This is a genomic window from Anaerococcus murdochii (assembly GCF_019957155.1).
GTDB lineage: Bacteria > Bacillota > Clostridia > Tissierellales > Peptoniphilaceae > Anaerococcus > Anaerococcus murdochii.
The window spans coordinates 1-26,924 of the sequence record NZ_JAIPME010000001.1 but is presented as its reverse complement, the minus strand read 5'-3'; the positions used below and the strand labels follow the sequence as shown (position 1 = coordinate 26,924).

Below are 26,924 nucleotides of genomic sequence, written 5' to 3'. Positions count from 1 at the left end.
ATTTGGTTGGTAATTGTAATTAATATTTTTTTCTTATGCCAGTGTAAACACTTGATGAAAGAAGGAGAATTGTTGAATATAAGCCAAAACCTACTTCAATGCCGGTTTTTGGATTTTCTCTAGAATTTCTCAATTTTTCTTTCTTTGCCTTGGCCAATACATCTACATAAGCAAGCTTAGTAACCTTGCTTCCTGCCATATCAATTAAAGTAAATTTGATTTCGTATCTTCCAGCTACCTCATTGTCAAAGTTTCCTTGGTCAATTATAACCAAATCTACTAGGTTTGGTCCATCTTCCTTGTCATAAGCCTTAGTGATCAAAGTTCTTGGGTCAAACTTTTCCCCAACTTTAATTGCCCCATTCTTCACTTCAAGAACTGGAGGAGTATTTTCAGGCTCTTTTTCTATAGGTTTTTCTTCCTCTTTTTCAATAGGAGTCTCTTCTTCTTTTGGTTTAGGATCTAGCTCTTTTTTGTCATCTGGTATTTCAGGTTTATAATCTGGAATTATTGGTTTGCCATCTGGTTTTCCAGGTTTAGATTTTTCCTTGACAGTTATTTTCGCTGTTTTTGTAACTTTAGAACCTTTACTATCAGTTAAAGTGTATTTAACGTAATAAACGCCGGCTTTATTATTATCAAAACTAGCTCCATCAATTTCAACCTTATCCTTAAGGTCATCTCCATCTTCCTTATCAGATGCTTTTACAATCAAATCTTTAAGATCTAAATCATCACCGACCTTAATCTCAATATCCTTAACTTTAAGTTCTGGATTAGTGTTTTTAGGTTTGTCCTCCTCCCACTGGGCTGTGAAAGTATGATTTTCTGTGACTGTATAAGTATCACCTGGTTGATACTCAGATCCCTTCCAATATAGGAATTTATAACCTTCTTTAGTTGGGGCAGGCATAATTTTTATTTGTTTATCCTTGCTATATCTTTTTTGCTTAACAGATGTACCATCAGCAAATTGTCCTCCATTAGCATCATAGATAATCAGATATTTACCATTTTTATAATTAATATCATAATTATTTAGCAAACTAGATACTTCTAGTGATTTATGCTTTACATCAGAATCAGGGTGGAATTGTAAATTAGTAAACTTTTCATAATTACTAGGCGGATCATATAAGCCCGCTTTTGCAATATTGTCATTAAATATGGTAGTCTTATCTATTGTAAGATTTTTATAAGCATTTTCATCATCAATAGGGTCTTTATATTCATAAGGATTTGTATAAATCGCACCACCTTGACCTACTTCACAAGTATTGCCAATGAATTTACTATTTTCAGAAATTTCTAATTTTATATTAGGCTTAATTCCTTTAATATTATTGTTTTCATCTCTGTTAACTCCATTTATACCAATTGCTCCTCCAGAACCAAAAGCACTGTTAGATTCAAATCTAGAATTTTTTATTTCTGTTTTGCTATCAGCAATCTCCATTGCTCCACCAACTCCAGATAAATGTGGATTGCTTTGTTCATCTTGAGGATGAACTTGAGCAATATTTTTAGTAAAGGTACAAGTATTGACAGTTGTTGGGAATGATGTATATATCCCTGCTCCCATAAGTGATTCATTTTCACTAAAACTTGTGTTATCAACACTCAACCTTGCGGTTTTGGAATTTCTAACTTCACCTGCAGTGGATATTCCTGCACCATAAGCTGCTGCGTTTTTTGAAAATTCAGAATTTTTGACATCCAAGATGGAATTAAGGCCTAAATAAATTCCGCCACCAAAACCATACGAAGTATTTTCAGTAAAAGTAGAGTTTGTTATACTAACAGGATGGGAATTGTCTTGGTTTACAAAAATTCCACCGCCGCCGCTTCTAGAAAAATTTCCAGAAAAAGTCGAATTTTCTATTTTCGCTTCTCCACTTTTTAGATAAATTCCTCCACCTTGACTTCCTGATTTATTACCAATAAACTCAGTATTTTTTATATCTGCGCCTGATAAATATACAGAACCACCGGCTTTTTGTGATATATTTTCTGAGAAATTACAGTTTTCCAATTCGAGTTTTTTTGATGTGAAAATCGCTCCTCCCCAATTAGCTTCATTTTTTTCAAATGTAGAGTTCCTTATTGTTAAAGGACTTGATGAGTAAACCGCACCAGCTGTGCTTGCTTTATTATTTCTAAAAGTAGCACCTTCTATCTTCCCTGTAGCGTTTGAGCCTATAATAATTGCCCCAGCAATTTTTCCAGAACTATTACTATCAAATACTCCTCCAGTAATATTTAGCTTGCCATAAGCTGCTAGAACCCCTCCATCTTTTGAGGTGGTGTTATTCTTAAAAATACCTCCACTAATATTGACAGTTGTACCATTATAGGCTTGGATTGCTCCACCTTGTTGATTTGAGTTATTATCCTTGATAGTAGCTCCCTCTAGGATATTAAGTGTTCCACCTGTCATATATATCGCAGGCCCATCATATGTTGACGTATCAATAAAATTTTGAATAGTTGCACCCTTACCTATAGTAACAACCCCATTATTTGAAATAAAAAGACACTCGCCATCATTATTACCATCTAAAGTTATGTTATCTATAGTCAAGGAAGCGTCTGTTTGGACATTAATGTAGTTTTTCTCCCCTTGCCTTGTTAGCTTATAAGGTCCTCCTTTTCCAGATGTAAGCCTAATTTGATTATTGCTTCTACCATGAAATCCTTCGTCTGCTGAAATAGTCACATCCCTATTTACATAAACTGTATACAAACTGGTATTATCATTTATATCCATGGCAGTAACCACTTCAAAAAATGTATCATAATCACCAATTTTTTCTTCAATTCCTGAAACAGTCTTTGTTAGGGTGTAATTTTTTACTGCTTCTTCAGCCGGATTTCCTACAGATTCAGCTTCTCTTTCCTCACCTAAATCAAGTACCTCAGAATTATCTTCTTGTTCTACATTACTTTGCTGATTTTCGGTTGGTTCTTTATTTTCTGTTTGTTCTACGTCAATTGTTCCGCCTGAATCTTGGCTGCTTTCTGCTTCTGATTCAGGTATTGAACCTTGCTGGCTTGTATCAGAACTTTGGTTTTCTTGAACCTCGTCAGTTCCAAATTCACTTTCTCCTTCAGCAAAAGCCTTGGGCGATTCGTTTAAGATAATTATCGAAAAAATCGCCAAGATCACGAGGCTAGCACTAAATTTTCTTAAATATTTCACATTTCACACTCCTTTCCTTTCACTTTAAGTCATTATACTGCTAATTCAATATTTATCTATATATTTTATTAAATTACCTTATATAGTATCAAAAAAATAAATCTATAAAAAATTCCATGGTAGACACTATTCAACCATGGAATTTGATATTTAAATTAATATATTTTTTATTATTTCTTATTTTTTCCCTTAAATAATAAAGTTGCTATAAAAGCCAACACTAGCAAGGATCCTAAAATATAATAGATCTTATTAGTTGGGCTTGGATTTTGGCGTTTAAATCCTTCTGGTATTATTGATTCTTCAACTAAAACAACTGTTCCTCCCTCATTTCTTGAAGGGATTTTTAAGCTAATTTTACCGCCCTTGTTGTTTATTTTTGTATTTCCATAGAGGTCTACAATTTTTCCTTCTATCTTAGAATCAAAGCTTATTTCCTTGGCCTCGTCACTTGTATTTAGACCTACGATTACTTTTTCACCCTCATAAGTCCTTTGGAATACTGAAACTCCGTCGTCCATATAAAGATTTTCCCTACTGCCTTTGGCAAAAATTTCTGGAAAGGCATTTCTAATAGAAATCATCTTTTTATAGTGATCTAAGATTTGGTTATCATTTATCTTATCCCAATCAAAATCGTACCTATTTTCACTAAAGATTCCCTTATCGAAGTTGTCTTTCTTGCCTGATTGGCCGATTTCTTCGCCGTAGTAGATTACAGGTTGGCCCTTGGCTGTTAATTGTAAGGATGAAGCGACCAAAAATTTCCCAATATCATCAGATAGGCGTACCTTCAAAAATCCATTTTCATCGTGGGATGATAAGAATTGGCCCATCTCTCTATCTTCACTTATAGCCTGGTTTCTCTTTACTAATTTGCCTTCTGTTTCAGCAATCTTTCCTGAAACAAAATTTTTGGCTAATTCTTTAAATTCAAAATCCAAAAGCGAGTCCATCATACTTGGATCTAGATAGCCACCGTCTTTAAAAACAGAAGCACCAAAATTTTCCCCAATCATCTTAAAGTCTGGCTTTTCCTTAAGGGCTGCCGCCTTAAAGTCTTTCATTGTGTCTATATCAACGTGTTTAACCGTATCTACCCTAAAATAATCTATGGTATTTCCCTTATCTGTCTTTAATTTCCTTAGCCAGTCGACCTGCCAATTTATAATTTTATCCCTAACGTCCTTGTCTTCTGTTAAAAAATCAGGCAAGCCTGCAAGTTCTGATTGAACATCACCTGCCCCGCTTTCTTCCCTATGCATTCCAGCAAAGTCACCAAGGTTTTTTGTACCGTAGCCTGAATGGTTGATTACGACGTCAACCATTAGCTTAATCCCATTTTCATGAAGGATGTCGATTAAGTTTTTCAAATCATTCTCTGTCCCAAGATGAGGATCGATTTTTGTAAAATCACTTGCCCAATAGCCATGATAACCATATTGCTTACCGCCCTTGTCAGCCATCATATTTGTGTCAATATTTTTTACGATTGGTGTTATCCAAAGTGTTGTAATACCAAGGTCTTTTAAGTATGGAACCTTTTCGATTAGACCCTTAATATCCCCACCGTGGTAGGCTTCAAGGTGGTCTTTGTCGAAAGATCCATCGATATTTTCTGGATTATTATTATTTGAATCCCCATCAAAAAACCTGTCAGTCATCACCATATAGATAATTTCCTCATCCCAAGATACATTTTTACTTTCATCAGCAAAGGATAGTGGCGATAGAATTATAAAAACTGATAAAAACAAGCTTAACAAAGTCGAACACTTTTTTCTCATATAAACTCCTTTACACTAAAATATTAATCATAACTTTATTATAATAAATTTTGAAAGTAATGGCAAATTAGCTTAAAATACATAAAAAAAGAGGCTGATTAATCAGCCTCTTATATTTTTATACATTTTTGCCCCAGCATGAATCCTGTTTGAAATGATAACTAGGTTTAGTTTTTCTTCTATGTTTTTCATTTTCTTATTTCCTTTCATTTTATACCAAATAAAAAGCGACTAAGAGTGAAATTTTAGTCGCTACGCTATAGTATTGATTTTAACTTTAATTTTTCTGTTTATATTGTTTTAAGATCACAAAAACCTTTCAACTCTTTTGTCTAAAAACGACAAGAAGCAGGATGATGCTAACAATCAAACCTACGCCAAATTTCATCCACATTACCACTGGCGAAACACTCCATTCAGGATGATTTGCTGCTGCCATATAATCTTTAACTAACAAATATGTCCCGATAATAGCAGGAATTAAACAACCGAAAACTTTTGCTACAACTTTTAAGTTCATATAGCATCCTCCTCCATTTTACTAAATATAGCCATATAATTCCTAACAACAATTACGATTATGACATTTATATGTTTCTTCTCCGTCCAAATCAAAAATCTGATACATACAAATCCCTAAAGCATTTGCTATATCGTTAGCAGTTTTAAGACTCGGAATAGTTTTCCCAGTTTCTATTTTTTTTATACTCGTCCTTTATATACCTACTTTTTCCCAAGTCTATGTTGCGATAACCCTAAAGGTTTACGGTATTTATCGATTCTATTTTCCATTATATCACCTTTCTTTGGTTAACTAAAGTTTAACATAATTTCGTTTGAATATCAATACTTTTTAATTTTTTTGATTACCTTTTCCTAATTTATCATTATATAATATCTATGCTAATATTTTACATTTTCATTATTACTCTAAGTGCTCCTTTAAATTCTTTTATCTTTATTGGTTTTCTAGTAGGATTTTTATTTCTTCATCTGTTAGTTCTTCTGCTTTTTCTATAAAGCTTTCTAAGATTGGTCTTCTTGTTATTAGCCTATGAGTTCTTGCTTTTCTTTCTTGTTCATTAAGATTTTTTCTTCAACTGTCTTTTTTGATTCTGTAATTGCTTAATGCTTTCTTCCTTCTTTTCGATCTGTTCTTCAATACTTAATCTTTTACTTGTCATAATGTATCCTTTCTTAAAATAAAAAAACGACTAGATTTTTATTTCTAATCGTTTTTAATTCAAACACAATGAATTTCTCTATTGCAATTTTCTTTTATTTTTTCAATATATTTTTCCATATAATCCCAATCGGGATTACCATGAACATCTACTGATAGTTTTATCTTTTCTTTCTTTAACAAATCGGGAAATAGTCCATAACTATAAGAATATTTATCAGTCAATGTGTCTAAACACGATACTAAAAATAGACATGCTTTCTCACTCAAATGTCTTGTATCAATATAATAAATATCTCTTCCAGATACAAAGTTTTCTTTTTGATAAAAGAATGATGCATTCTCTGCACCAAATAATATAACTCCCTTAAGGCTAGGAATCATTTTTTAGTTTCAGTAACTCTATATTTTATACCATTATTAAATTTTGTTCTTACTACATAAGGAATACCGTTCTCATCTTCAACGACTTCTCTTGCATGAAGCACGTCAGGCTTTTTAATATTTTCAAATAAATCACCAAATATAAACTCTCTCCGTTTTGAAGTATTAACCTTATTTAATTTTGCATTTTTAAAGTATCTGAGTTAAAAAAATTTTAAGAAATTTTTAGTCAATATTTTGTGTTTGTAAAAATTGTACAAAAAAACTATAATCAATATAAAGAATTTAAAATTATGATAGGAGATAATAAAATGGGCTTGTTTAATCTATTTGGTGGCAAAAAAACAGTTGAGTTAGATAAAGTAAAAAGCGATGAAAACAAAAATCGCATGAGAGAAATCTTTGATAGACAAGTAGATAATGGTTCGGAATATAAAATAGTTTATGCTTATTCGGAAGATATTGGTGGTGCGAATTTCGTAGTGCTTCGTACTGTTTCCTATAAATATAGAAGTTTTATACTTGGCTATAAGGAAGATAATCTAAGTTTAGTTTTTCTTGAAGTAAGCCCTGATTTAAATCAGGTTGGAGAAACACTTATCTATAAACCACATGACGTAAAGAAAACCAATTTTACAAAGATGGTAGGTGCATATTATTTACAGTATGGTAGTTCATTCAAGAAAGAGTTTTTCAACTTTTTTGTTCCTGAGACTATTGATGATTTAGTTAACCATGATTGGTATGATGAAGATACTTTTACCTACATTGACCAAAGAGAAGTACATGGCAGCTGGGTGGATTTTTGGAATAGATTTTGTAAATAAAAGGTAATTTATTGTCAATATGTTACCAAATTATATTTTGGCTTTTATATTTACAGTATTCCTAATATATAGTTTTATAAATATTAAAGTTAAAAAAGCTAAGGTTAGCAACGGCTACCTTTACGGAATTGGAGTTCTTATTGCAATATTATTACTTGGAATGTCTATTTATGGAATAATATTTAATATTCCATTAGGACAAGTACAACTAATGATAGTAAATAGCTTCAAATAATGAAATTAGAAACTATAATTAAAGTAGTAAATAAGGAATTTACTGCTTTTTCTTTATGTATGTAGGAGCTGTTGTTTTAGTTGGTGTATTTTCCAAGAGATTTCTAATATTCAAGCCCCTGATTATTGCTACATCATTCATATTTTTAGGTAAACACCAACCATCTGGCTTATCTGAATATCCCTTGAAGCTTAATTGATTAAAAGTTGTTATTTGACCAGTCCCTTGAACAACATTTTCTTCAGTTTCATCAAAGCCTAATACTAATTTCGAATAATCCCTAACTTGATCTTCTGTCCTTAAACTCATTTTCTATTCCTCGTCACTAAAATTATCTTCAAAACTAATGATATCATTAGGAGTGCAATCTAATGCATTACATATTTTTTCTAAATTCTTAAATGTAATTGGTTTATCCTTACCCATTTGTGCCATAACATTTGTTGTTAGTCCTGCCATAGCTATTACATCTGTTTTGTTTAATCCTTTTTTTGCTAACTGTATCCATAATGGTTTATAGCTAAGTGCCATAATATCCCTCTTTTTCTCTTTATTAGATTTATTTAATTAAAGCATAAATATTGATTTCATTCTATCTTACATTGGTTTAGTGTTTTATTTTAGAGAATTTGTTGCTTTATTCCGTCCTTATTTTTAGTGTAAAAAAATGACGATATAGGTATTAATTTCTATCGTCTGAGATTATCTAATATTTATTTTTCTTTAAATTGGTTTTATTGTATAGTTTAATATTTCTATTAATCCAATCATAAAAATTAAACTGGCATTCATTACAAACCCCAGTTTTATAATTAGCGTGTTCTTTAATATAGTTTTGATCCTGCTGGAATATTATTATCCAACATTATTAAGTTAAGTTTATCTTCTCCGTCGTACTCGCAAATTGCAGATATAATCATACCTTCTGAGTAGATTCCCATCATTTTCCTTGTTGGAGGTTTATAATAGCAAGGAGGGTTTTCCCTACTAGGTCTTCTGCGTCATAGTGTTTCTTTAAATTCTTTTGTCTTTGTTGGTTTTTTAGTAGGATTTTTATTTCTTCATCTGTTAGTTTTTCTGAATTTTCTATAAGGCTTTCTAAAATTGGTCTTATTGTTATGAGACTATAAGTTCTTGCTTTTCTTTCTTGTTCATTAAGATTTTTTCTTCTATATTTTCATTGGTCGTATTCCTCTCTTTCTTTTAAAATTTGAGCAATAAAATAACAGTAAACCGATTTGATTTACTGTTTTTTACATGCTGATAATTTATTTTCCAGTATTCTTGTACAATGCCATATAAAAGGTAAATAATTCAAGCACTTTTATACAAATAATTCGCCTTATTTGCGTCTTCTTTTTTTGAATTTATCCATTAAAGTCATAAATAAAAAATCATAAACTATATATAGTATAACTCCTATTATTTCTCCAATTGGCTTTGGAAGTCCAAAATAACTGGCAGTTATAACAATCGCAAAAATACATGTAATGACTATAATTTGAATTATTAGAGACACTATTTTACCCATTAGACTGCCTTAACATCATCAAAAGAAGAAACACAATAAAAAAAATAATTGCTATCGTATAATTTCTTATTCTAAAAAAGAAGTACAATGAGGACAAAAACGCCGAAAATCTAGCTATTATCAATAGCATATTTCTGAACTTTTCTAATCTACTTTTACGCATCATAAAGCCTCCAAACACTCTGACAATTATCTATTGCAAGGTCAATGCAGTAACTTCAACAATGGCTGTACCTGCCGCGGTAGCAGCTTCATCTTCTCTTTATTAGATTTATTTAATTATAGCATAGATATTGATTTCATTCAATTTTACATTAATTTAGTGATTTGTTTTAGAAAATTTGTTGTGTTATTCCGTCCTTATTTTGCCATAAATTGCTTAATACCTTGAGATTTAGCACCAGGGTTATCATTACCATAACCTTCCATCAAGTTAATAACTCCCCATGCTCCTAAACCTGCACCAATTGCAGTTACAAGTGTCTTTAAAACTCCAACTCCAGCTGTAAAAAATTCCATATTATTCCTCCTCGTTTTCTTTCTTATTTTCTATTTTGTTTAGTGATTTAACTATAAAATTCTTGTAGACCTTATCTCCTTTTTTATTTTCTTTGAAATATCCAAAGACATGGATTAGATCTCCTTTTTCAAATTCTTTTACAATTTCTACCTTTTCTCCATATACTGAGCAATTTGTATATTCTTTGCCCTTTCCATAATTTTTAACAAGAGCAAAATTTGCTACTTGAACATTTTCTCCATCCTTTTCAAATTCTGAAAATTCAGCTTCCTTAACTAAATTTGCATTAATATTTATCATTTCTCTATCCATTGATTTCTTCTCCTTAATCTAAAAATTTCAATTAAAAAAGCGACTGAACTTATATTTCAATCGCTAAATGTCTAATATATTAAATTGTTTTGTGGGACTTCTTATCCTTACCATTTAAACCTCCTAATTTTGAGTATAAAAAAAGACGATAGAATAACTTTACGCTTTTCTATCATCTATTGTGTTTATTGAACGTTTATTTAATTGTTTGACTCTGCAAGCTGGAAATTTTTAATCTATTGATTTTTCTCAAAAAGCAAGCTTCCTATAAAGTTACCAATTACTGAAATTATCCCATATGCCAATATATAAATAGCTGCACTATCGTTGTAAAAGATAAATATAGTCGGTATAAATAACAACATAACAAACAAAGAAAATAACCAATTAAACGAATTTTTCATTCCATAAATCAATGAAACAATTAAGCATATAATTGGAATTGCAATTAATAAAATGAACATACCACTTCCAGTATCTATAATAAGAAATGGCGCTAGATAAAATGCAAGAATGATTATAATCAAATATATTAACATTTTTCTAAATTTTTCCATAAAAACACCCTCATAAATTCTAACTTATATAGCTCTATTATATTAAATAAACCCTCGGCCGTGTAGTTATAACAGTAAATATTACAATCTTGTAATCACTGTATTTCCATTTAATTCAGTCCTAGCTTTTTGCTTTAAATTACTCTTCCACATCAAATAAGTTTCTCTTATCATAATCTTCCAACAACTTGTAATTCTTATGCTTTGTAATATCAAATTTATCAGACAAGAAAGGTCTTACTCCTCTTAGCTGGTATATACACTTACCACCATCCATTACAATTATTTCATCTTGACTCATAAGTTCCTTACCAGTTTTTTGGTAATTTATACCAAAAGATTTTTGATTTGATCTTGTTTCCGATGTGTTATATAGGTCTATAGTTTCTTTTCCCCTTAAAAAGAGTGTGGAATCACAGTTACCAACTATTGTATCTACATGGTCTTTATAGATTGCTTTTAATTAAGATTGTGCTTACTGATATTTACCTTGAGAATTTTTAATTTCTATCGCCTAACATCTATCTGTATTAATTTTTTTCATTCAAAAAAATAGTTTCTGTTTACTTGTGATAGTCTTCTATTTTATCCTCATATTTTTTTATAAGTTCTCGTGAATAAACTTTTTTGTTTTTTGAATCTCTAACTTCTTTCCAAAGAATGGAGGCTACTTTTAATTTATTCGAGTAGTTGTAACTATTTTCATCTGCACAGAAATCCTTTAAAAATTGATTCCATTGACAAACCGAATTATCATACTTAGCATAATCTGATTTTCCATAATAAACTTTGAGCATATCTTGAATTGTAAAACTCAAATCATTTTCTCTTTTTACTTTTCTCCAAGCAGTAGCCATATCAGCAGTAAATTTAAATGGCGAAACATCTGTTAAAATTGAGAAATACTCTCTGAAATGTGTGTTAAAGGAGAACCCGCATTCAAGTAATGGAGTATCTAAGGTAATAGTTTCTACTTGTTTCTTTTCATTTTTTATTGATGACTTTTTAATCAAATCACCCTTAAAGTACTGTTCAATAATATAATTGAGTTCCTGTTTTGTACCTCTGTATTCTAATCCTAATGACTTGCATATCTGTGAAAGTTCTTCACGATACCAATAGTATTTATTAAACTCATCAAACGATGTGATTTTATCAAACTCAGGTCTACTTTCTATCAATATTTTATCTCCTTAAACTAATTTACCTAATTCTTTTCCCAATTTTCATTTTCTTACGCCATTCTGGTGCTAATCCATCATCAGACCAATATTCATCCATTTCAATATTTCTAGTCTTCTAAAATCGATACTTCAAGGTCTATCGCTTTAAATGTAACAGTTATTCCTACTTCGTCCTTTACTGTTTTTTCAAATAGCTCAGCTATATCATATGGAGACATATCATATATATCTTCATACCATTCATTGCTTTCATCGTACATTGTCTCACATATTGCTTCAATATAATTTTTCTTATCCATAGTGAGTTCTGTATCACTTTCCAAAATAAACTGCTCACTATTTATATTTAATATAATTAAAGATGATTTTCTATTTTCACACATTTTGCTTTCTCCATATACTCAAATGTTTAACCTATTTATTTTATAACTAGATTTTAACTTTACCTTATCTCTATTTGTTAGATACTCTTCAACATCAAACAAGTTTTTCTTATCATAATCTTCCAACAACTTGTAATTCTTATGCTTTGTAATATCAAATTTATCAGACAAGAAAGGTCTTACTCCTCTTAGCTGGTATATGCACTTTCCACCATCCATTACAGTTATTTCATCTTGGCTCATAAGTTCCTTGCCAGTTTTTTGGTAATTTAGACCAAAAGATTTTTGATTTGATCTTGTTTCTGATGTGTTATATAGGTCTATGGTTTCTTTTCCTAAGGTTTCAGATAACTCTTTTACTGTTGTTTTTTCTTTTCCTCCTAGAAAGAGTGTTGAGTCACAGTTACCAACTATTGTATCTGCATGGTCTTTATAAATTGCTTTTAATTGAGATTGTGCTTGCAGTATTATGCTTGCTGATATTTCTCTTGAACGAATTGTCGCAATCAGTTTTTCAAATTTAGGAATCAAACCAATATTTGCAAACTCATCAAGTAGACACCTAACATGAACTGGAAGTCTTCCACCATACACATCATCTGCCTTATCACATAGTAGATTAAATAATTGAGAATACATTATTGAAACTACAAAATTAAATGTATCATCTGTATCTGATATTATTACAAACAAGGCAGTTTTTCTATCTCCAATTTTATCGAGTTCTAGTTCATCTTCGCTCATTAGTTCTCTAAGCTCTCTTATATCAAAAGGTGCAAGTCTTGCTCCACAAGATATTAGAATTGACTTAGCAGTTTTTCCTGTAACAACTTGTCAAGGACTTTCTAATCATTTTTATCGACTTTTTGATGTTTTTCTCTCTCCATTTCTCTAATCATTATGCGTTTTAATTTGTCTTGCATTGTTTCCGTTGCATTTTCATTAAAGTGAACAACAACCTCATAGGTTGCTTTACCAATTTTCTTTATGGTTTTTGTTCCCGTATTCTGTTCATTTTTATTTTCGTGCATATATTTTTCCTCCTGTTTGTTTCGATAAAAAAGACGATTAGATTTTTAATTTTCTAATCGCCTTTAAAGTGTCATATTTATATTTTTATTATATCTGGCATACTTTGATACCTTTTTAGACTTAAAGTCTTTAATAGTGGCTTTCCACCTCTTTTTATCTATAAAGATTCGCCTACGTCATAGTTCATTTTTTTATTTCCTCCTTGATGTCTTAGTTTTTCTTTGTCTTCTTCATACCATTTTAAGATTGTCGCATAGTGGTTTTGATAGGTCTTACCACTGCTTTCCATGTATCTGGATAGTTTATTTATCATTATTTCTGTGTGTGAGTTTAATTTTTCTTTTAGATTTTTATATTCTTCTTTGCTTAGCCTTACATTTTTGTATTCTCCATAAAAGATGGGGGTGGACTTTTTATCTATCTCTCCCTCTCTCTCTTTATCTATCTCTATATCTTTCTCTATCTCTATCTCTTGTCGGACATGGGTTGGACTCATTAAGGACAATGTCCTCTGTTTATTTTGTCTGTATCTTCTTTTTTTCTCTGCCCATGCTGTTTCTGATCCGATTAAGTTTGGTATTTCAGTTAGGTAGTATTCATCATTTTCTGTTACAACTTCTAATAAGCCTTGATTGATTAAATAATTTACTGTAACCATTACATCATCGCCTGTTTCATCTATGGTTAGTGCTAACTCTTTTATAAAATCACTTTCTACTCCGTCATAATAGAGTTTGCCCTCATCTTTTAGGCTTAGTAGTAGAAGTTTAAGGTAGATTATCGTGTAGGTATCTCCTCCAGATATTTTCCTTAATCTTTTTATCCTTTTGTCTGTGAAAAATTCTTCTTTTAATTTTATCCAATAATATCTTTTGTTTGTTGCCATATCTGCTCCTTTCTTGATTTTCGATAATCAAAATTCTTGATTTCCGATTTTCGGAAGTCTTGTTATTATAGTTATTTAAGGGTGTAACTTTTCGTTACTCCCTTAGATTTCTCTGGTCATATCTTTTTTGTTTGGTTTTACTTTTTCTTTTACTTTTCTTTTGACTTTCTCTTTTGTCTTATCCTTGTTCTTGGATAGGTCTTTGTATTTCTTTATTTGTTTTAGGATACTTTCTTTTTCTTTTTTATTTTCTTTTGCTATGACTTGCTTAAAGGCATATTCCATTACTTTTATGTCTTTGGCTTGGAAAAATACTTCATAGTTTTTAGTTTCTTTGTTTTTCATTACTGAAAAACTTACTCCAAGTTTGTTTAGTTCTTTTTTTAAGTCTTTGAGGTCGCTTTGATCTATGCTTATATTTTCTAGTTGTCCTTTTTTATATAAGTCTTTTATTTTCATTTTATCTCCCATAAGACTTTTTAAGTTTCCATTTGCTTTTTCTAAGGTATCATTCATCTTTTTTCTTATTTCTTTTTCAAGATTGATTGATTCTTTTGCTGCCTTTATTGTGTATGTTATTATGGTTTGTGCTGCTTGACCTGCTTCTTTGCTTATTTCTTCGTTTATCATGTTTTCTCTCCTTTGTTTGAAATAAAATAGAGAAGTATAGGCTTTAATTTTTCTATACTTCCCTTTGCTTGTTTTTATTTTATTGTTCTTGGTGGTGGAATGCTTTATTTTGATGTTTTTATATCTTTCTTAGGTCTTTGTACCTTTTATTGTTTTTCTGCTCTTATTTTGCTTTTCCACCTTTAGTAGTTTGTGTGTGTTCTTTTGTCTGATAGATAGTTTTTCATGTTGGAATATATAATCTGTATTTCCTCATTGTTCATTGATTTTATTTCTTCTGTGCTTTTGTAGGTTTTATATGTTCCATCTTGATCTGCTTTTATGAGTTCATTTATTATCTCTTGCCTTTTATTCATCTCTATTACCTCCTCGATCTGCCTTTATTTTCTTGGTCATATTATAGCTTGGATAAGATATTTTTACCAGGTCTTATCTTTCTTGATTTTTGTAATAGTCTTTAGTCATTTGTCTTTTTTTATTAAAACTATCACTATCTTGCTTATACTCTTTTATCTTTTCTATGATACTTTCTTTTTCTCCTCTCTTGATTGCCTTGTCAATTTCAATACTTAGGTCTATGCCATAATCGTCATTGACTGTCTTGACTGCATACTTGATATGGTTGATACTTTCGTACTCTTCTTTGATTGATTGTGATTGTCTGTTGAGTCTCGATATTTCATCTTCAAGGGTTTGGATTTCTTTTTTCCAGTCTTTAGACTTAATCGCCGATGAGCCTGTTATCTTTTCAAGAATTGCCCTTGCTCTTTTATATTTATCTATCTCATCTTTATGGGAATTGTAAAAGCTGTCTTTGAATAGGGATTTACTGTTCCATTCCTCAAAGACTTTTTTGTTATCCTTGATGATGTCCGCATAGGCAAAGCATTTATTTAAGTTTTCTATTCTTGTGGTTTTCGCCTTAATGTCTTGACTAATTTTCTTATTTTGGGATTGTAATGTGCTTATCTTTTCTTGTAGGTCGGCTATGGTTTTAAGATTGTTGCCTTTCAGATATATTCTTGCTTTGGAAAATCGTCTTAGGTCTGCACCTATCTTTTTGTTGCTTGCATAGGGATTTAACTTTCTTGCTTTTTCTCCCTGTAAGTCATAATAAATACTGATGTACTCATAGAGATTAAAGAGTTCCGCCTTGTTCTCATATTCTTCTTTTTTCTCCTGTTTGTATTCATCATATTTTACTTGCAGACTTCCAAGTAACGAGCCTATCCAAGACGTAAGTTTGGATAGCTCCTCTTTTAATTTTCTAAATTCTAAATTCAAGGCGATGATTTTTCTGTTTTGGTTTCCTCTCTCTGTCTGTATGCCTTTTTTCTCCATCTGATAACTGCTTGTGCCTAAATGAATTTGCGGGAGTTCTTCTCTGCCTTGTTCTTTAAAGGTGCGTGGATCTATCCTTTTATTTATGTTGTTTCTTGCCAAGTATTCGTTTGCTTTCTTTGAAAAGTTTTCTCTCCACTCTTTTGCTTTGTCAGGTTCATTCCAATCGTTCAAATTTACTTTTCTTGATTTATAGTTTCCACTTTTCAGTTTTATCTTTTCTCCGTTTTCATCAAGGATATATTCTTTTCTGCATTTCGGTTTCCAATTCCCTTTTTTGTCTATTTCTCTAAGGGTAAGTAGGATATGGGCGTGTGGTTGTTCTTCATGATCGCTTGCCATAGGATTATGAATATTACAGTCTGCTATCATACCTTTAGAAGTAAAGTTTTCTTCTATAAATTCGCTGATTAACTTTATTCTGTCCTGTTCATTTAATTCTCTTGGAAGTGTAAAGAGCAGATTTCTTGCAAGTTGTGAATTTTTACTTTTTTCGATTTTCTCAACTTCATTCCATAGGTATTCTCTGTTTGAAAACTCTTTCGGGATATGTTCCGGCAGAAATATTTTTGAGAATACAAGGTCTTCTTTTTTAGAATAGTCATGTGTTTTTCCATAGTATTCATCTTGTAATTTATCTCTTGCATTGTATGCAGCTTTTGCAATCACGCTATGCCCTTTTGACCTTGCCACAATATCTACATGGGTATGCAAACTTTTGATTTCCATTGTCTTTTCCTCCTTTATCTGTTTTCAATTTTGGGATTTTACTATCCTAATGTTCAGGTCGTATCTTCGCTCCCTTTTTCAAAGGGCGCAAAGATACACCGTTTGACTACGGTGCTTTGCGTTCCTGCGGAAAGCTTATAGCTCCGCTAAGGAAACGAAAACGCTAAAGCATTTTTATTTGTTCAAGGGGGCTACTCCCCCTTAGACCCCTGTGAACTTTGTTTTTTGTAGATTTTTCAAATCCACAAAAAAGCAAAGTGTTAAAATGTTCTCACTTTGCTCCATCTCAGTTTCTAATACATTTTCTGTTTTCCTTATTCTTCCTCTGTCAGTTCTTCAAAATCATCATTTGCATTTTCCTCTTTAAGATTTGGATTTTCTTCTAAAGAGATTTCTTTTTCTTTTAAATGAATTTCTGTAAGTTCTTTTAGCTTTTCTCTATTTCGATTATCGGAAAGTACATAATCTAAAAAGGCATAGATTAAATCATTGTCGGTACTTTCTTCTGCTCCGGTTATCTGTTTTTCAAATTTCTCAAACACGCCTCCTTTTTCTACTTTTCGTTTCGTGTCCGCCTTTCTTTTTAGCTGTGATTTCTTTTGTCTTAGTTGCTTAATTTTGTTTTCTACCTGTTCTTTTTTCTTAGTTTCTTTTTCCAACTGGCTCATTACATTTTCTAACTCTTTCATTTTTCATTCCTCCATTTCAATATTGTTGTGTTCCAAACAAAGAAAGGCTAAGCACCTTTCTTTGATACTTAACCTTTCATCATTTTTTAGATTTTATCTTCTAAAATCTTTCTTAGTTTTTCTAAAATTTGATCCCTCCTTTGTCCGATTGCCTGATGTGTAACTTTCTCTTTTCTGCTGATTGACCTAAGACTTTCTTCTCTGTAGAAGATGGCTTCCATTAACTCTCTTTCTTCTTTTGTCAGTGTAGCTAATGCCTTATGCAGTTCTTCAATTTGCATTTTGACTTCTACAATTTTTTCTAAGTCTATTTTTTCATCTATGATGTTATCTACAAAGTGTCCATCATGATCTAATGATGAAAATGGAATAACTCCATACTTGCAATCCTTTTTCTGAAGATATTTTTCATGCTCTGTTATCTTCCAATAGGCTTTGTAGACTTCTTCACTTATGGGTATAGCTTCCCCTTTGACATAAAGGTAATATTCCTTATTAGGCATTGTGTTATCCTCCTTTTTAAGTTCTCTGTTTTGCTTTTTGAGAATAAAAAAGGAGGACTTCTACACTTTGACGTAAAAAGTCCTCTCGGCTTAAAAACTAATATTTTATATGATTTTCTATTTTGTTGTTTCTGGTAAAGTGTTATTGCTACGTGTAAGCAATTCCAAGCATAAAAAATGATAAATATATCTTATGTGAATAACAAAATTTAGTGTTTTCATTATTTATCCCTCCATTGCTTAGCTACATTTTAACCTCCATTCTTTGATTCTGTACTTAACCAAACTACTCTTTTACAATCCAAATATCATCTTGATTAACAACACAATTCGAGCATCCCGAACATTGACTTTGGCATTTACTTGTTGCAGACCTTTTAGTTTTTACCAAATATCCATTATTTTCGAGATATTCAATTTTCATTTTTACACTATCTAAATCCTCACCTGTCAGTTCAGCAAGTTCTTGCAAAGTGCAAGTCTTTTTCTTTTTCAATACTTCTAATAGTTGTATAAGCATACTTATCACACCTTAAAAAATCAGTAGTCCAATATGATATGCAACACAAGATATAATTAGAGCCGATAATATATAATACAGTGCTATTTTTATCGTCCATTTTTTTGAATGTGTTTCTTGTGCGGTAGCTGCAAGAGCCATCAAACAAGGCATATTGAAGAAAAAGGCAAAAGTAAATGCTAAGGCTTCCGGCTTTGAAATCATTGTCAACATATTATTGCTTAGAATAGCGGTATCTACTGTCCCTTTAACCTCAACTGCATGCCATATTCCTGAAGAAGTAAATAATGATGCCATTACTCCTAATGCCGATTCTTTTCCCATTGCAGAAGCAACAAAAGCCATAAATAATTGCCATGGTAACCCAAACAATTTTGTTACAGGCTCTATAAATGTTCCTACTTTATAAATAAGGCTGTTAGCTATATTTCCATCAGGCGTATAGGCAAGAATCCAAAATATAACAGAAATAAGGATAATGATACTCAATGCCCTTTTCAGTACATTTCCCATCCTATTCATTACAGAAGAAAGTAAATTTTTCCAATGTGGCTTGTGATATGGTGGAAGTTCCATAATCATTCCAAAATGTTCACTTCCCTCATAAAGCGATTTTCTGAAAATCCTATATGTGATTAGTAAATGTAGAAAAGCAACTGCAAATAGGCTTAATATCACAAATACTGCCTGTTTTCCGAAGAATGTTCCTGTAACAAGCCCGACTACTCCCCATGTTGACCCGCAAGGGACTACCCAAGATAATGCAATCGTCATAACCCTCTGTCCCCATGAATCAATTACTCTCGTTCCTGTGATTCCACCTATATTACAGCCGAAACTTAACAAGAACGGCATAATTGCTTTTCCTTGCAATCCTAATTTCGACATAGTGTTGTCAAAGACATAGGAAACTCTTGCCATATATCCTACATCTTCCAAGAATCCAAATACTAAGCTAATTCCCAATACATAACTTGCCATTTGCAATGCAAAAGTAATTGCAGTCATTACGGCTCCACACAAAAGTGAAATCAGCCAATTTGATACTCCAATGGCGACAAGCCCCTTTGCCAACAATGTTGATATTTTAGGTATAACAAACCCAAATAACCCCATTAGCGGAAATCCGATGAGCATAGAAGCAACTAATCCTAAAATGATAACTCCGATAGCCATAGGTTTTCCGAAAGCTTTACTTGTGGCTATACGATCAAATTTGCTTCTCTTAAATACTCTCTTTTTCTGAATAACATTTGCATTGATAAGTTTATCTATCCATTCAAATTTACAATTACCGGTTATTAAATTGCCATTTTTTATGCTTTTTAATACGTTCTCTATTTCTTCAAATTCGACTTTTTCAACATTATCTTTTACTAACGCAATTACTTTTGCATCCTGATCTAATAATTTTCCGATAATCCACGACTTTGAAAATACACCTATACCTTTATCAGGGATATGTTTTTTTAATAGCTTATAGTTATCTCCAACAATATTTTCATATGCCCTTTCTAAATTTTCGTCAGATAAAATTTTTCCTCTATCTGAATGCTCCAGAAAAGCATAAAACTCTTTGTATTCCTTTTTATCTGCCGCAACGATAGGAATGACAGGTATATTCAAGGATTTTTGTAACCCCTTTATATTTATATTTTTCCCTTGACTTGTAGCAACATCCATCATGTTCATGATTAAGACAACCGGAATATTTATTCCAATGTAGTCAGAGAGCATAAATAGACTTCGATTTAATTGTGAAGCATCTGCCATAATAGCAATTAGGTCTGCGTTCCCGGTTTCTATATATTCTCTTGTTATAACTTCTTCCTCTGAATTTGCTGATAATCCGTAAGTTCCTGGTAAATCCACAATCGTATAATTGGTATCTTTATACGAAAATTCGCCTTCTTTTTTCTCAACGGTTTTACCCGGCCAATTTCCAACATGTTGATTTGAGCCTGTCAACCCATTAAACAAAGTCGATTTTCCAGAATTAGGCTGCCCCAGCAAAGCAATCGTTATTTTCTTCATATCTCAAAGTACCTCCATCATTATTTTCTCTGCCTCTATCTTATTGACAGCTATCATCGTATCTCTACAATAAATGAGAATAGGTTGCTTTTTATAATTCTGGATAACTTCAACATCGCTTCCGACAGTTATTCCGATAGATATTATTCTGCTTTGAAAATGTGTATCACCAATAATTTCAACAACTTTACCTTTTGTCTTTTCTTTCAAAGTACTAAGCCTCTCCATAACTATTCTCCTTTATCATCCACTTTTTCGCTCTTTCCTGTGTATTTACCATTTCATAGTAATGTCCTTTTTTTCCATAAAGTTCATTATGATTTCCTTGTTCTTCAATTCTTCCGTTATTTATCAAAATAATTTGATTAGCGTTTTTAATGGTATTCAATCTGTGAGCAATAACAAAAACTGTCTTTCCTTGCATTAAATGCTCCAAAGCATTATTGATTTTAGCTTCATTATCAGGATCAAGAGAAGCTGTAGATTCATCCAACAAAAGAATTGGTGCATCCTTCAGAATCGCTCTTGCAATAGCAATCCTTTGTCGTTCACCGCCGGATAATGTACTTCCTCCATCTTTTATTTCCGTTTCATATCCATCCTTCATTTTCAAAATAAATTCATGGCAACAAGCTAATTTTGCAGCTTGATAAACTTCTTCCTTTGTTGCATTAGGTTTTCCAACCCTGATATTGTTATAAACAGTATCGGTTAACAGTACATTATCTTGAAAAACCTGACTAACATATTTAAGCAACACATCAGGTTTTATGGATTTTATATTTTTTCCACCAATTATAATTTCTCCACTATTTACATCCCAAAATCTTGCAATCAAATTAGCGATTGTAGTTTTTCCTCCACCGGAAGGACCAATTAAAGCTGTAGAAGTTCCTTCTTTTGCTTCAAAAGAAATATTGTTCAGAATCGTTTTATTTCTATCATAAGAAAAATTTACATTCTTAAATTGAATATCAAAATTTTCTAATTCAACTTCATTTTCAGAATAAGGCAATGGCTTCGTTTCATAAGCTTTCTCAAGATTACTTGCAGCTAATTTCAAATCTTTCAATAGTCCATAGGAATGTTGAAAGGCAATAAGAAGTGCAGATAATGCTAAACTCATAAGCATAAAAGCCACAAACTGTTCAGTTCTAACACTACCATTTATAAGCAAATATCCTCCTATAAGAAGAACTATCGGAAGCAAAAAGTTAACTGTGATAAAGTACATACTTGTAGGTAACGCCATTTTCTTTTCTGCGTTTACGCTTGTCTTTCTAACATTTTCAAGTGTATTTATCATTCTTTCAAAATGTTCACTTGTCATATTAGCTGACTTAAACGCTTTCATACCTTGAATGTACTCTAAAATAATAGAAATCATCTTAGAATTTAAATTTCTTTTTCTTGCCCCGTATTTTTCTATCAATTTGTTGCCCCATATCAACATAGGATATGCGATAAGCAATACTAAACACTCTAATAATGCGAGCTTCCAATCGATAAAAAATGTGCCTAATAAAATCAATATTGCTGTAACTGCCGTTTTAATAACCGATGGTAAAGTGTGCGTTATGATCAGTTCAAAACTACTCAAATCCTTTGTAAGAGTTGATAATAGATAACCACTACTATTTTTTTGGAAATGACCAAGGCTCAAACTCCTATAATGATTTGCTAAATCCAAACGCATATCTCCACACATTTCAGCTCCTCTTGAAAAGCTCAAATAGTATGCATGCCTATAAATCAGTATCCTTGCAATCATACTGATGAAACATATTACCGTATATTCTATGATTAAGGTTTTAGTTAATGTATTTTGCAATATATTAACAACGGTAAAATAGAGCATTAAATACAAAACAATGCTTCCTATCGAATCAATAACCATTAGAAAAATCGGTAAATACAATTTTTCTTTTTTATCTTTCAGAAGTGTTCTAATAATCTTAAGCATTTGCACTTACCCCCTCTCCAAAGTAATCTTTTGTGTATGTGTTCCACATACTTTCATAGACCCCTTTTCTTTCTAAAAGAGTTTTATGTGTTCCAACCTCTACGACTTCCCCTTCATCAAATACAACAATTTGATCTGCATTCTTAATAGTATGCAAACGATGAGCAATCATAATGATTGTTTTATTTTTCAACAAGTTTTGAAGTGCTAACTGTATCTGGTACTCATTTTCTATATCTGAATAGGAAGTTGCTTCATCAAAAATAATAATTGGAGAATCTTTGAGTATTGCTCTAGCGATTGAGATTCTTTGTTGCTGTCCACCTGACAATTTCACCCCTTGATCCCCGATTCTTGTCTGATATCCATTCGGTAAACTCATAATAAAGTCATGAATTTGTGCTGCTTTTGCAGCCTCAATAATCTTATTTTCATCTGTATCTGTTCCCATACGAATATTCTCATAGAGAGTGTCCTCCAAAAGAAATACATCTTGAAAAACAAATGATGTAATGTCCATCAAATTATCTATTTTTAATTCATTGATCGGTATGTCGTTAATTTTAATTGCTCCACTTGTTACATCCCAGTACCTCCCAATCAATTGTGCAGCAGTTGTCTTGCCTGCACCGGAAGGTCCCACAAAAGCATTTATTGTATTCGGTTTTAAGGATAAATTTATATGTTGTAATGCTTTATTTTTTGTTTCTTCATCGTCATAGCTGAAAGTAACGTCTTTAAAATCTATTTTCATACACTCATTCTTGTTTATGATTTTTGTTCCGTCTTTCAATTCATCCATATCCATTATTTTTTTTATGTTATCCAATCCGCTTCCAAGCTCCATAGATTGCATAAAGATTGTTACCATATTTAAGAACGAAACAAAAAAGCACATTGTAAGCATAATAAATAGCAAATAGGATGTTGCTGATAAAGAATTTCTCAAAAAGAAATATCCTCCGAACGGCAATGTAAATAAGATTGCTGAATCCAAAACCACTAAGGTTATTGATAAAGGATAGCAAGAGCTCATACACATCTTTTTCCAACAAGTAATATACGCATTCAATGAGCTTCTATATTGTTCAAATTTTTCTGCTGTTAAATGATACATTTTTATTACAGGCATAGCCTTTATAAATTCGTTTGCCGAAGCATTTAAATCAGCAATATCTTCGGATAGCTCCGTTGACATATCCGGATAATTTTTCATTAGCATCATAGGAATTCCTAATCCCAAAATCATAGGAATAAGCATAACAAGTGCCATCATCCAATTTAATTTCAACATGAAAATGAACATAATAACCGGAACAACTGCTGCCTGAGCTAATTCCAAAGTGCTATGAGCCAAAAAATTTTCAACTCTATCTACATCATCAAACAACAATGTTTTAATTTCTCCGGGGGCATGCTCTTGAAAGAATCCCAAATTAAATTTTGAAATATGATTTACAACTTTCAGCTTAATTCTGTGTATTGTGTTAAAAGCTGCTGTATGAGATAAAATGCCCGCAAAGGACATTAGTATTGCTTGCAAAACAGCACTTATAATTCCTATACCTGCCCACATTAAAATTTCTGTATACGAAATATTCTTCTGGAATATCATTAGTAATATCTTATAAACTACAAAATAAGGAACTAATGATAAAGCCGCAGAAATGACAGATAAAAACATTCCTAAATGTAGCTTTTTTCTCTCATCTTTTGCTAATTGGAATACATAAGATATCCCTGTCTTCTTTTTTTCCATTAGTTATTCCATCTCCTTTCATAATTGTTAGCCGTATCTAACTAACTACATTCATTATAAAGCTAATTTTTTATAACTCAAAATCTAACTATGAATTTTGATATTCCTTGTAATCCCTTTATTTATAAGCTTTTTATCAGTATTTCTATTTACATTTTTATAAATTTGTGATATAATAAAATAAATTTGTGATATTAAAAGAGGTGAGTAGAATTGATGGATAGAACAGTTATTGATTATTTAACAAACTTAGTACATGACGCTCCTTTTATTCCTGTTCCAACTTTATCAACTGAAAACAAACAAATCTTTAAAATAGATCCCCATTTTGGCAAAGGTACTTTTCGCATACTAAAATTTGACAGCCGTTTAATTCTAATTTTAATTGCTAACTTTACTCCAAATGAAACAATGGAGAAAATAACCGAAGTATCTGAAAAGTATTTAGAGATTAGCCAATTTGAAACAGAAAGCAGTTCATTTAAAGTCGGTGGCAGAAAGTTAAATAATGTAGAAAAAGGTATATATTGTTACTTAAATACAGAAAAGAAAACTTATACCTATTGTGAGGCAAATAAGCCTGTAAAGTTTACGAAAATAATCCTAACCAAAGAATACTTTGATACTTTCTTAAAATTAAAATATGATGATTTTGAATATGAAAAAGCAAAGATTCTTAATTCTTATTTGTTAAAAACTCAAAATTCTCCGCAGTTGAATTTTATATTTCAACAGATAAGAGAATCCCAAGCTGAAGGAAAAGATTTTGCCTTTATATTTGGAAAGCAAAGTTATGGAACTATTATCTATCATAATTACAGAGTTAGAAGAAAAGGAAAAAAATATATCCGTTGTCTTAACTAAAAAAGATAAGCAAAATCTGAAAAGGGCTGTATCAGCTATGAAAAAAGATTTATCGGTTCATATTGACGGACTTGAACTCTCTAAAATTGCTTTAATGAGTCCTGCACGATTTCAATTAGCTTTTCGCAAATACTACGGTGTTCCTCCCTACGAGTACTTAAAAGAACTAAGGCTTAATAGGGCATTATTATTGCTGAAAAATCCCGAGTATAAAATATCTACGATAGCAGAAAAAGTTGGCTATACACACACAGGACATTTTGCTAAAATATTCAAATCAACTTATGGTATCACACCAAGTAAATATAGAAGTATGCTTAACTAAAGAAATTTATCCCAATATTATAAAACATAAATTTAGAGCGTGTAATTTTTACACGCTCTCTTTAAATGATTCCCTTGTTTTTATAATCCTTCATCAGTATACCTGCCCTTTTCAAAACCTTTAACTTCTCCTGTTTTTTTCTGTTCTCTCCTTTCCTTATACCTTTCCTCATACTCCTGTTGTTTTCCATTTGCTTTACGCTTTAGATAATTTTGATGAAGTCTGTCTCTTCTCTCATTAATTTTTCGTTCTTCTTCCTCAAGTTTTGATCGTTCTTCTTCGCTTAACTCTTCTTTTGGCACTTCATAATTTCCTATGAAGTTAAAATATATTTCTATCTTTTGCTTTGATGTTTGACTGCCTTTCCTATCTCTTTCATGAATGATTATCTTCTTTACAAACTCATTTATCATTGTGTTTGTGAGATTATCAAAGTTTTCATAACGACTAATAAGGGATATGAATTTTCTTGCCTTATCTGTTTCCTTTTCATATCTTGATATTACAAGCTCTAAGTCTTTAATCTCTTTACTTAACGTGAGTTGCTCAGTTTCATATTGGTTATTTAAAATTTCATAGCGATTATTCGGTATCTTATTTAAAATCATATCTTCATAAATTCTGCACATCAATCGTTCCAGCTCTTGAAGCCTGTTTTGGCTTTCTGTTAATCTTATCTTTTTCTTTTCTATATGTGCCTTTTCCTTTTCTTCCATTTCATTTTGAATGGAATGAATAAATGCTTCATTATCTTCATCAAGATAATTTTTTATATCTTTTAATGTTTCTTGGATAAGGTTTAAGACTACTTCTGCTTTTATCCTATGAGCTGATGGACATAGCGTTTCCGCAAGGTACTTTCTTATAATTACTGCAAACATAATAAGGAATATTCTTATAGTTATTTGTCCTATGAACATACATCTTGCTTCCACAATCTGCACAATACATCAGTCCTGTTAGTGGGTGATATTCGCCCCAACCATCAGGATACCTTTTTACATTTTCCTCTTATCCTTTGCACATTATCAAAGGTTTCTTGGTCTATGATGGCTTCGTGAGTATTTTCAAAGATGAGCCAATTATCTTCGGATACATATTTACTTTTCTTATCCTTGAAATGCTTTCTTGTTTTAAAGTTAACTGTATGCCCTAAGTATTCTTTTTTCTTTAAGATTACTTGCAATTGTGGAGCTACACCAACGATAAGGATATTCAAAGTTTTTGCTTTGATGTAATCCATATCCCAATTTTTTCTGATGATAAGCGGGTATATCTATCTTATCCGCTTCCAGTATCTTTGCTATTTTGTATGGTCCTGCTCCGTCCATTGTAAGATTAAATATTCGTCTTACTATCTCGGCTGCTTTTTCATCTACAACCCACTTATCTTTGTCTTTTTCATCTTTGATGTAGCCATAAGGTGGAGTGCTTGCCGTATGCTTTCCGCTTTCTCCTTTTGATCTAAATGTAGATTGTATTTTTCTTGAAGTATCTCTTGCATACCATTCATTCATAATATTTCTAAAAGGGGTAAAATCATCTTC

General features: G+C 31.5%; 27 protein-coding genes and 6 pseudogenes. 3 read left to right on the top strand and 30 right to left on the bottom strand.

The features are described from left to right. Positions 1-19: 19 nt before the first annotated feature. From K8P03_RS00160 to K8P03_RS00135, 6 genes and pseudogenes are all read right to left on the bottom strand, one after another. Positions 20-3,199 carry a right-handed parallel beta-helix repeat-containing protein gene (locus tag K8P03_RS00160; protein ID WP_223417472.1) on the bottom strand — a complete coding sequence of 1,060 codons (3,180 nt, stop codon included), beginning with the start codon at positions 3,197-3,199 and terminating at the stop codon, positions 20-22. A gap of 170 nt (positions 3,200-3,369) precedes the next feature. Beyond that, entirely contained in the window at positions 3,370-4,986 is a 1,617-nt protein-coding gene (locus K8P03_RS00155; RefSeq protein ID WP_223417471.1) for an alpha-amylase family glycosyl hydrolase, read from the bottom strand. A 319-nt stretch (positions 4,987-5,305) separates the two neighbouring features. Next, positions 5,306-5,506, bottom strand: a complete 201-nt coding sequence (locus K8P03_RS00150) for a hypothetical protein (protein WP_223417469.1) — start codon at positions 5,504-5,506, stop codon at positions 5,306-5,308. Positions 5,507-5,548: 42 nt separating this feature from the next. Continuing rightward, positions 5,549-5,665 (bottom strand): hypothetical protein, encoded by a 117-nt coding sequence (locus K8P03_RS00145; RefSeq protein WP_317847210.1) that lies wholly within the window; start codon positions 5,663-5,665, stop codon positions 5,549-5,551. Between the two features lie 232 nt (positions 5,666-5,897). Beyond that, positions 5,898-6,170: pseudogene (locus K8P03_RS00140) on the bottom strand (DUF3847 domain-containing protein). A 59-nt stretch (positions 6,171-6,229) separates the two neighbouring features. Then, a complete protein-coding gene (locus K8P03_RS00135) occupies positions 6,230-6,553 on the bottom strand; it encodes a restriction endonuclease (RefSeq protein WP_223417468.1) in 324 nt (107 codons plus the stop codon). Positions 6,554-6,846: 293 nt separating this feature from the next. Here K8P03_RS00135 and K8P03_RS00130 point away from each other — a divergent pair, with 293 nt between their 5' ends. After that, positions 6,847-7,380, top strand: a complete 534-nt coding sequence (locus tag K8P03_RS00130; RefSeq protein WP_223417467.1) for a hypothetical protein — start codon at positions 6,847-6,849, stop codon at positions 7,378-7,380. Positions 7,381-7,654: 274 nt separating this feature from the next. Here the strand turns inward: K8P03_RS00130 and K8P03_RS00125 are convergent, their stop codons facing one another. The 23 genes and pseudogenes from K8P03_RS00125 to K8P03_RS00020 form a co-directional block, all read right to left on the bottom strand. Continuing rightward, entirely contained in the window at positions 7,655-7,924 is a 270-nt protein-coding gene (locus tag K8P03_RS00125) for a hypothetical protein (protein WP_223417466.1), read from the bottom strand. 3 nt (positions 7,925-7,927) lie between these two features. Continuing rightward, a complete protein-coding gene (locus K8P03_RS00120; protein ID WP_223417465.1) occupies positions 7,928-8,146 on the bottom strand; it encodes a helix-turn-helix domain-containing protein in 219 nt (72 codons plus the stop codon). A gap of 293 nt (positions 8,147-8,439) precedes the next feature. Then, a pseudogene (locus tag K8P03_RS00115) lies at positions 8,440-8,633 on the bottom strand (lysine--tRNA ligase); the annotation flags it as partial. After that, positions 8,617-8,765: pseudogene (locus tag K8P03_RS11320) on the bottom strand (DUF3847 domain-containing protein); the annotation flags it as partial. The pseudogenes K8P03_RS00115 and K8P03_RS11320, both read right to left, overlap by 17 nt. Positions 8,766-9,506: 741 nt before the next feature. Then, complete coding sequence (locus K8P03_RS00110) at positions 9,507-9,665, bottom strand: Maff2 family mobile element protein (RefSeq protein ID WP_004825242.1); 159 nt, start codon at positions 9,663-9,665, stop codon at positions 9,507-9,509. 1 nt (position 9,666) lies between these two features. After that, positions 9,667-9,978, bottom strand: coding sequence for a hypothetical protein (locus K8P03_RS00105; protein ID WP_004827261.1), 312 nt, complete (start codon positions 9,976-9,978; stop codon positions 9,667-9,669). 236 nt (positions 9,979-10,214) lie between these two features. Beyond that, a complete protein-coding gene (locus K8P03_RS00100; RefSeq protein WP_036739488.1) occupies positions 10,215-10,535 on the bottom strand; it encodes a hypothetical protein in 321 nt (106 codons plus the stop codon). A 142-nt stretch (positions 10,536-10,677) separates the two neighbouring features. After that, positions 10,678-10,998, bottom strand: a pseudogene (locus tag K8P03_RS00095) (VirD4-like conjugal transfer protein, CD1115 family); the annotation flags it as partial. A 100-nt stretch (positions 10,999-11,098) separates the two neighbouring features. Continuing rightward, positions 11,099-11,716: an SAP domain-containing protein gene (locus K8P03_RS00090; RefSeq protein ID WP_071152514.1), complete on the bottom strand. Its 618-nt coding sequence runs from the start codon at positions 11,714-11,716 to the stop codon at positions 11,099-11,101. A gap of 110 nt (positions 11,717-11,826) precedes the next feature. Further along, on the bottom strand, positions 11,827-12,102 hold the full coding sequence (locus tag K8P03_RS00085) for a hypothetical protein (protein ID WP_223417463.1): 276 nt from the start codon (positions 12,100-12,102) through the stop codon (positions 11,827-11,829). A gap of 18 nt (positions 12,103-12,120) precedes the next feature. Next, a pseudogene (locus K8P03_RS00080) lies at positions 12,121-12,936 on the bottom strand (VirD4-like conjugal transfer protein, CD1115 family); the annotation flags it as partial. Between the two features lie 11 nt (positions 12,937-12,947). Next, positions 12,948-13,133 carry a transposon-encoded TnpW family protein gene (locus K8P03_RS00075; RefSeq protein ID WP_002416380.1) on the bottom strand — a complete coding sequence of 62 codons (186 nt, stop codon included), beginning with the start codon at positions 13,131-13,133 and terminating at the stop codon, positions 12,948-12,950. 158 nt (positions 13,134-13,291) lie between these two features. Beyond that, complete coding sequence (locus tag K8P03_RS00070; protein WP_223417461.1) at positions 13,292-14,020, bottom strand: phage replisome organizer N-terminal domain-containing protein; 729 nt, start codon at positions 14,018-14,020, stop codon at positions 13,292-13,294. A gap of 102 nt (positions 14,021-14,122) precedes the next feature. Continuing rightward, positions 14,123-14,650 carry a PcfB family protein gene (locus K8P03_RS00065; RefSeq protein ID WP_223417459.1) on the bottom strand — a complete coding sequence of 176 codons (528 nt, stop codon included), beginning with the start codon at positions 14,648-14,650 and terminating at the stop codon, positions 14,123-14,125. Between the two features lie 182 nt (positions 14,651-14,832). Next, positions 14,833-15,006: a hypothetical protein gene (locus K8P03_RS00060; protein ID WP_002416383.1), complete on the bottom strand. Its 174-nt coding sequence runs from the start codon at positions 15,004-15,006 to the stop codon at positions 14,833-14,835. Between the two features lie 73 nt (positions 15,007-15,079). Further along, positions 15,080-16,720, bottom strand: a complete 1,641-nt coding sequence (mobQ, locus tag K8P03_RS00055; protein ID WP_223417457.1) for a MobQ family relaxase — start codon at positions 16,718-16,720, stop codon at positions 15,080-15,082. A gap of 314 nt (positions 16,721-17,034) precedes the next feature. Next, the gene (locus K8P03_RS00050) at positions 17,035-17,409 is read right to left on the bottom strand and encodes a hypothetical protein (protein ID WP_002416385.1); all 375 of its coding nucleotides are present in this window, start codon (positions 17,407-17,409) and stop codon (positions 17,035-17,037) included. Between the two features lie 86 nt (positions 17,410-17,495). After that, positions 17,496-17,912, bottom strand: a complete 417-nt coding sequence (locus K8P03_RS00045; RefSeq protein WP_002416386.1) for a sigma-70 RNA polymerase sigma factor region 4 domain-containing protein — start codon at positions 17,910-17,912, stop codon at positions 17,496-17,498. A gap of 286 nt (positions 17,913-18,198) precedes the next feature. Then, positions 18,199-18,432, bottom strand: a complete 234-nt coding sequence (locus K8P03_RS00040; protein WP_002416388.1) for a hypothetical protein — start codon at positions 18,430-18,432, stop codon at positions 18,199-18,201. Between the two features lie 12 nt (positions 18,433-18,444). Beyond that, the gene (feoB, locus tag K8P03_RS00035) at positions 18,445-20,466 is read right to left on the bottom strand and encodes a ferrous iron transport protein B (protein ID WP_019117881.1); all 2,022 of its coding nucleotides are present in this window, start codon (positions 20,464-20,466) and stop codon (positions 18,445-18,447) included. Between the two features lie 3 nt (positions 20,467-20,469). After that, positions 20,470-20,694 carry a FeoA family protein gene (locus K8P03_RS00030; RefSeq protein WP_002416391.1) on the bottom strand — a complete coding sequence of 75 codons (225 nt, stop codon included), beginning with the start codon at positions 20,692-20,694 and terminating at the stop codon, positions 20,470-20,472. Further along, positions 20,681-22,429 (bottom strand): ABC transporter ATP-binding protein, encoded by a 1,749-nt coding sequence (locus K8P03_RS00025; RefSeq protein WP_002416392.1) that lies wholly within the window; start codon positions 22,427-22,429, stop codon positions 20,681-20,683. The genes K8P03_RS00030 and K8P03_RS00025 overlap by 14 nt, the downstream gene beginning before the upstream one ends. Further along, positions 22,422-24,188: an ABC transporter ATP-binding protein gene (locus K8P03_RS00020; RefSeq protein WP_002841661.1), complete on the bottom strand. Its 1,767-nt coding sequence runs from the start codon at positions 24,186-24,188 to the stop codon at positions 22,422-22,424. The genes K8P03_RS00025 and K8P03_RS00020 overlap by 8 nt, the downstream gene beginning before the upstream one ends. Positions 24,189-24,404: 216 nt before the next feature. Between K8P03_RS00020 and K8P03_RS00015 the strand changes: the two genes are divergently transcribed. Then, positions 24,405-25,052, top strand: coding sequence for a hypothetical protein (locus tag K8P03_RS00015; RefSeq protein WP_223417456.1), 648 nt, complete (start codon positions 24,405-24,407; stop codon positions 25,050-25,052). Positions 25,053-25,089: 37 nt separating this feature from the next. Then, positions 25,090-25,377, top strand: a complete 288-nt coding sequence (locus tag K8P03_RS00010; RefSeq protein WP_223417455.1) for a helix-turn-helix transcriptional regulator — start codon at positions 25,090-25,092, stop codon at positions 25,375-25,377. Between the two features lie 48 nt (positions 25,378-25,425). On the opposite strand, the pseudogene K8P03_RS00005 reads toward K8P03_RS00010, so the two are convergent. Next, positions 25,426-26,924, bottom strand: a pseudogene (locus tag K8P03_RS00005) (DUF4368 domain-containing protein); the annotation flags it as partial.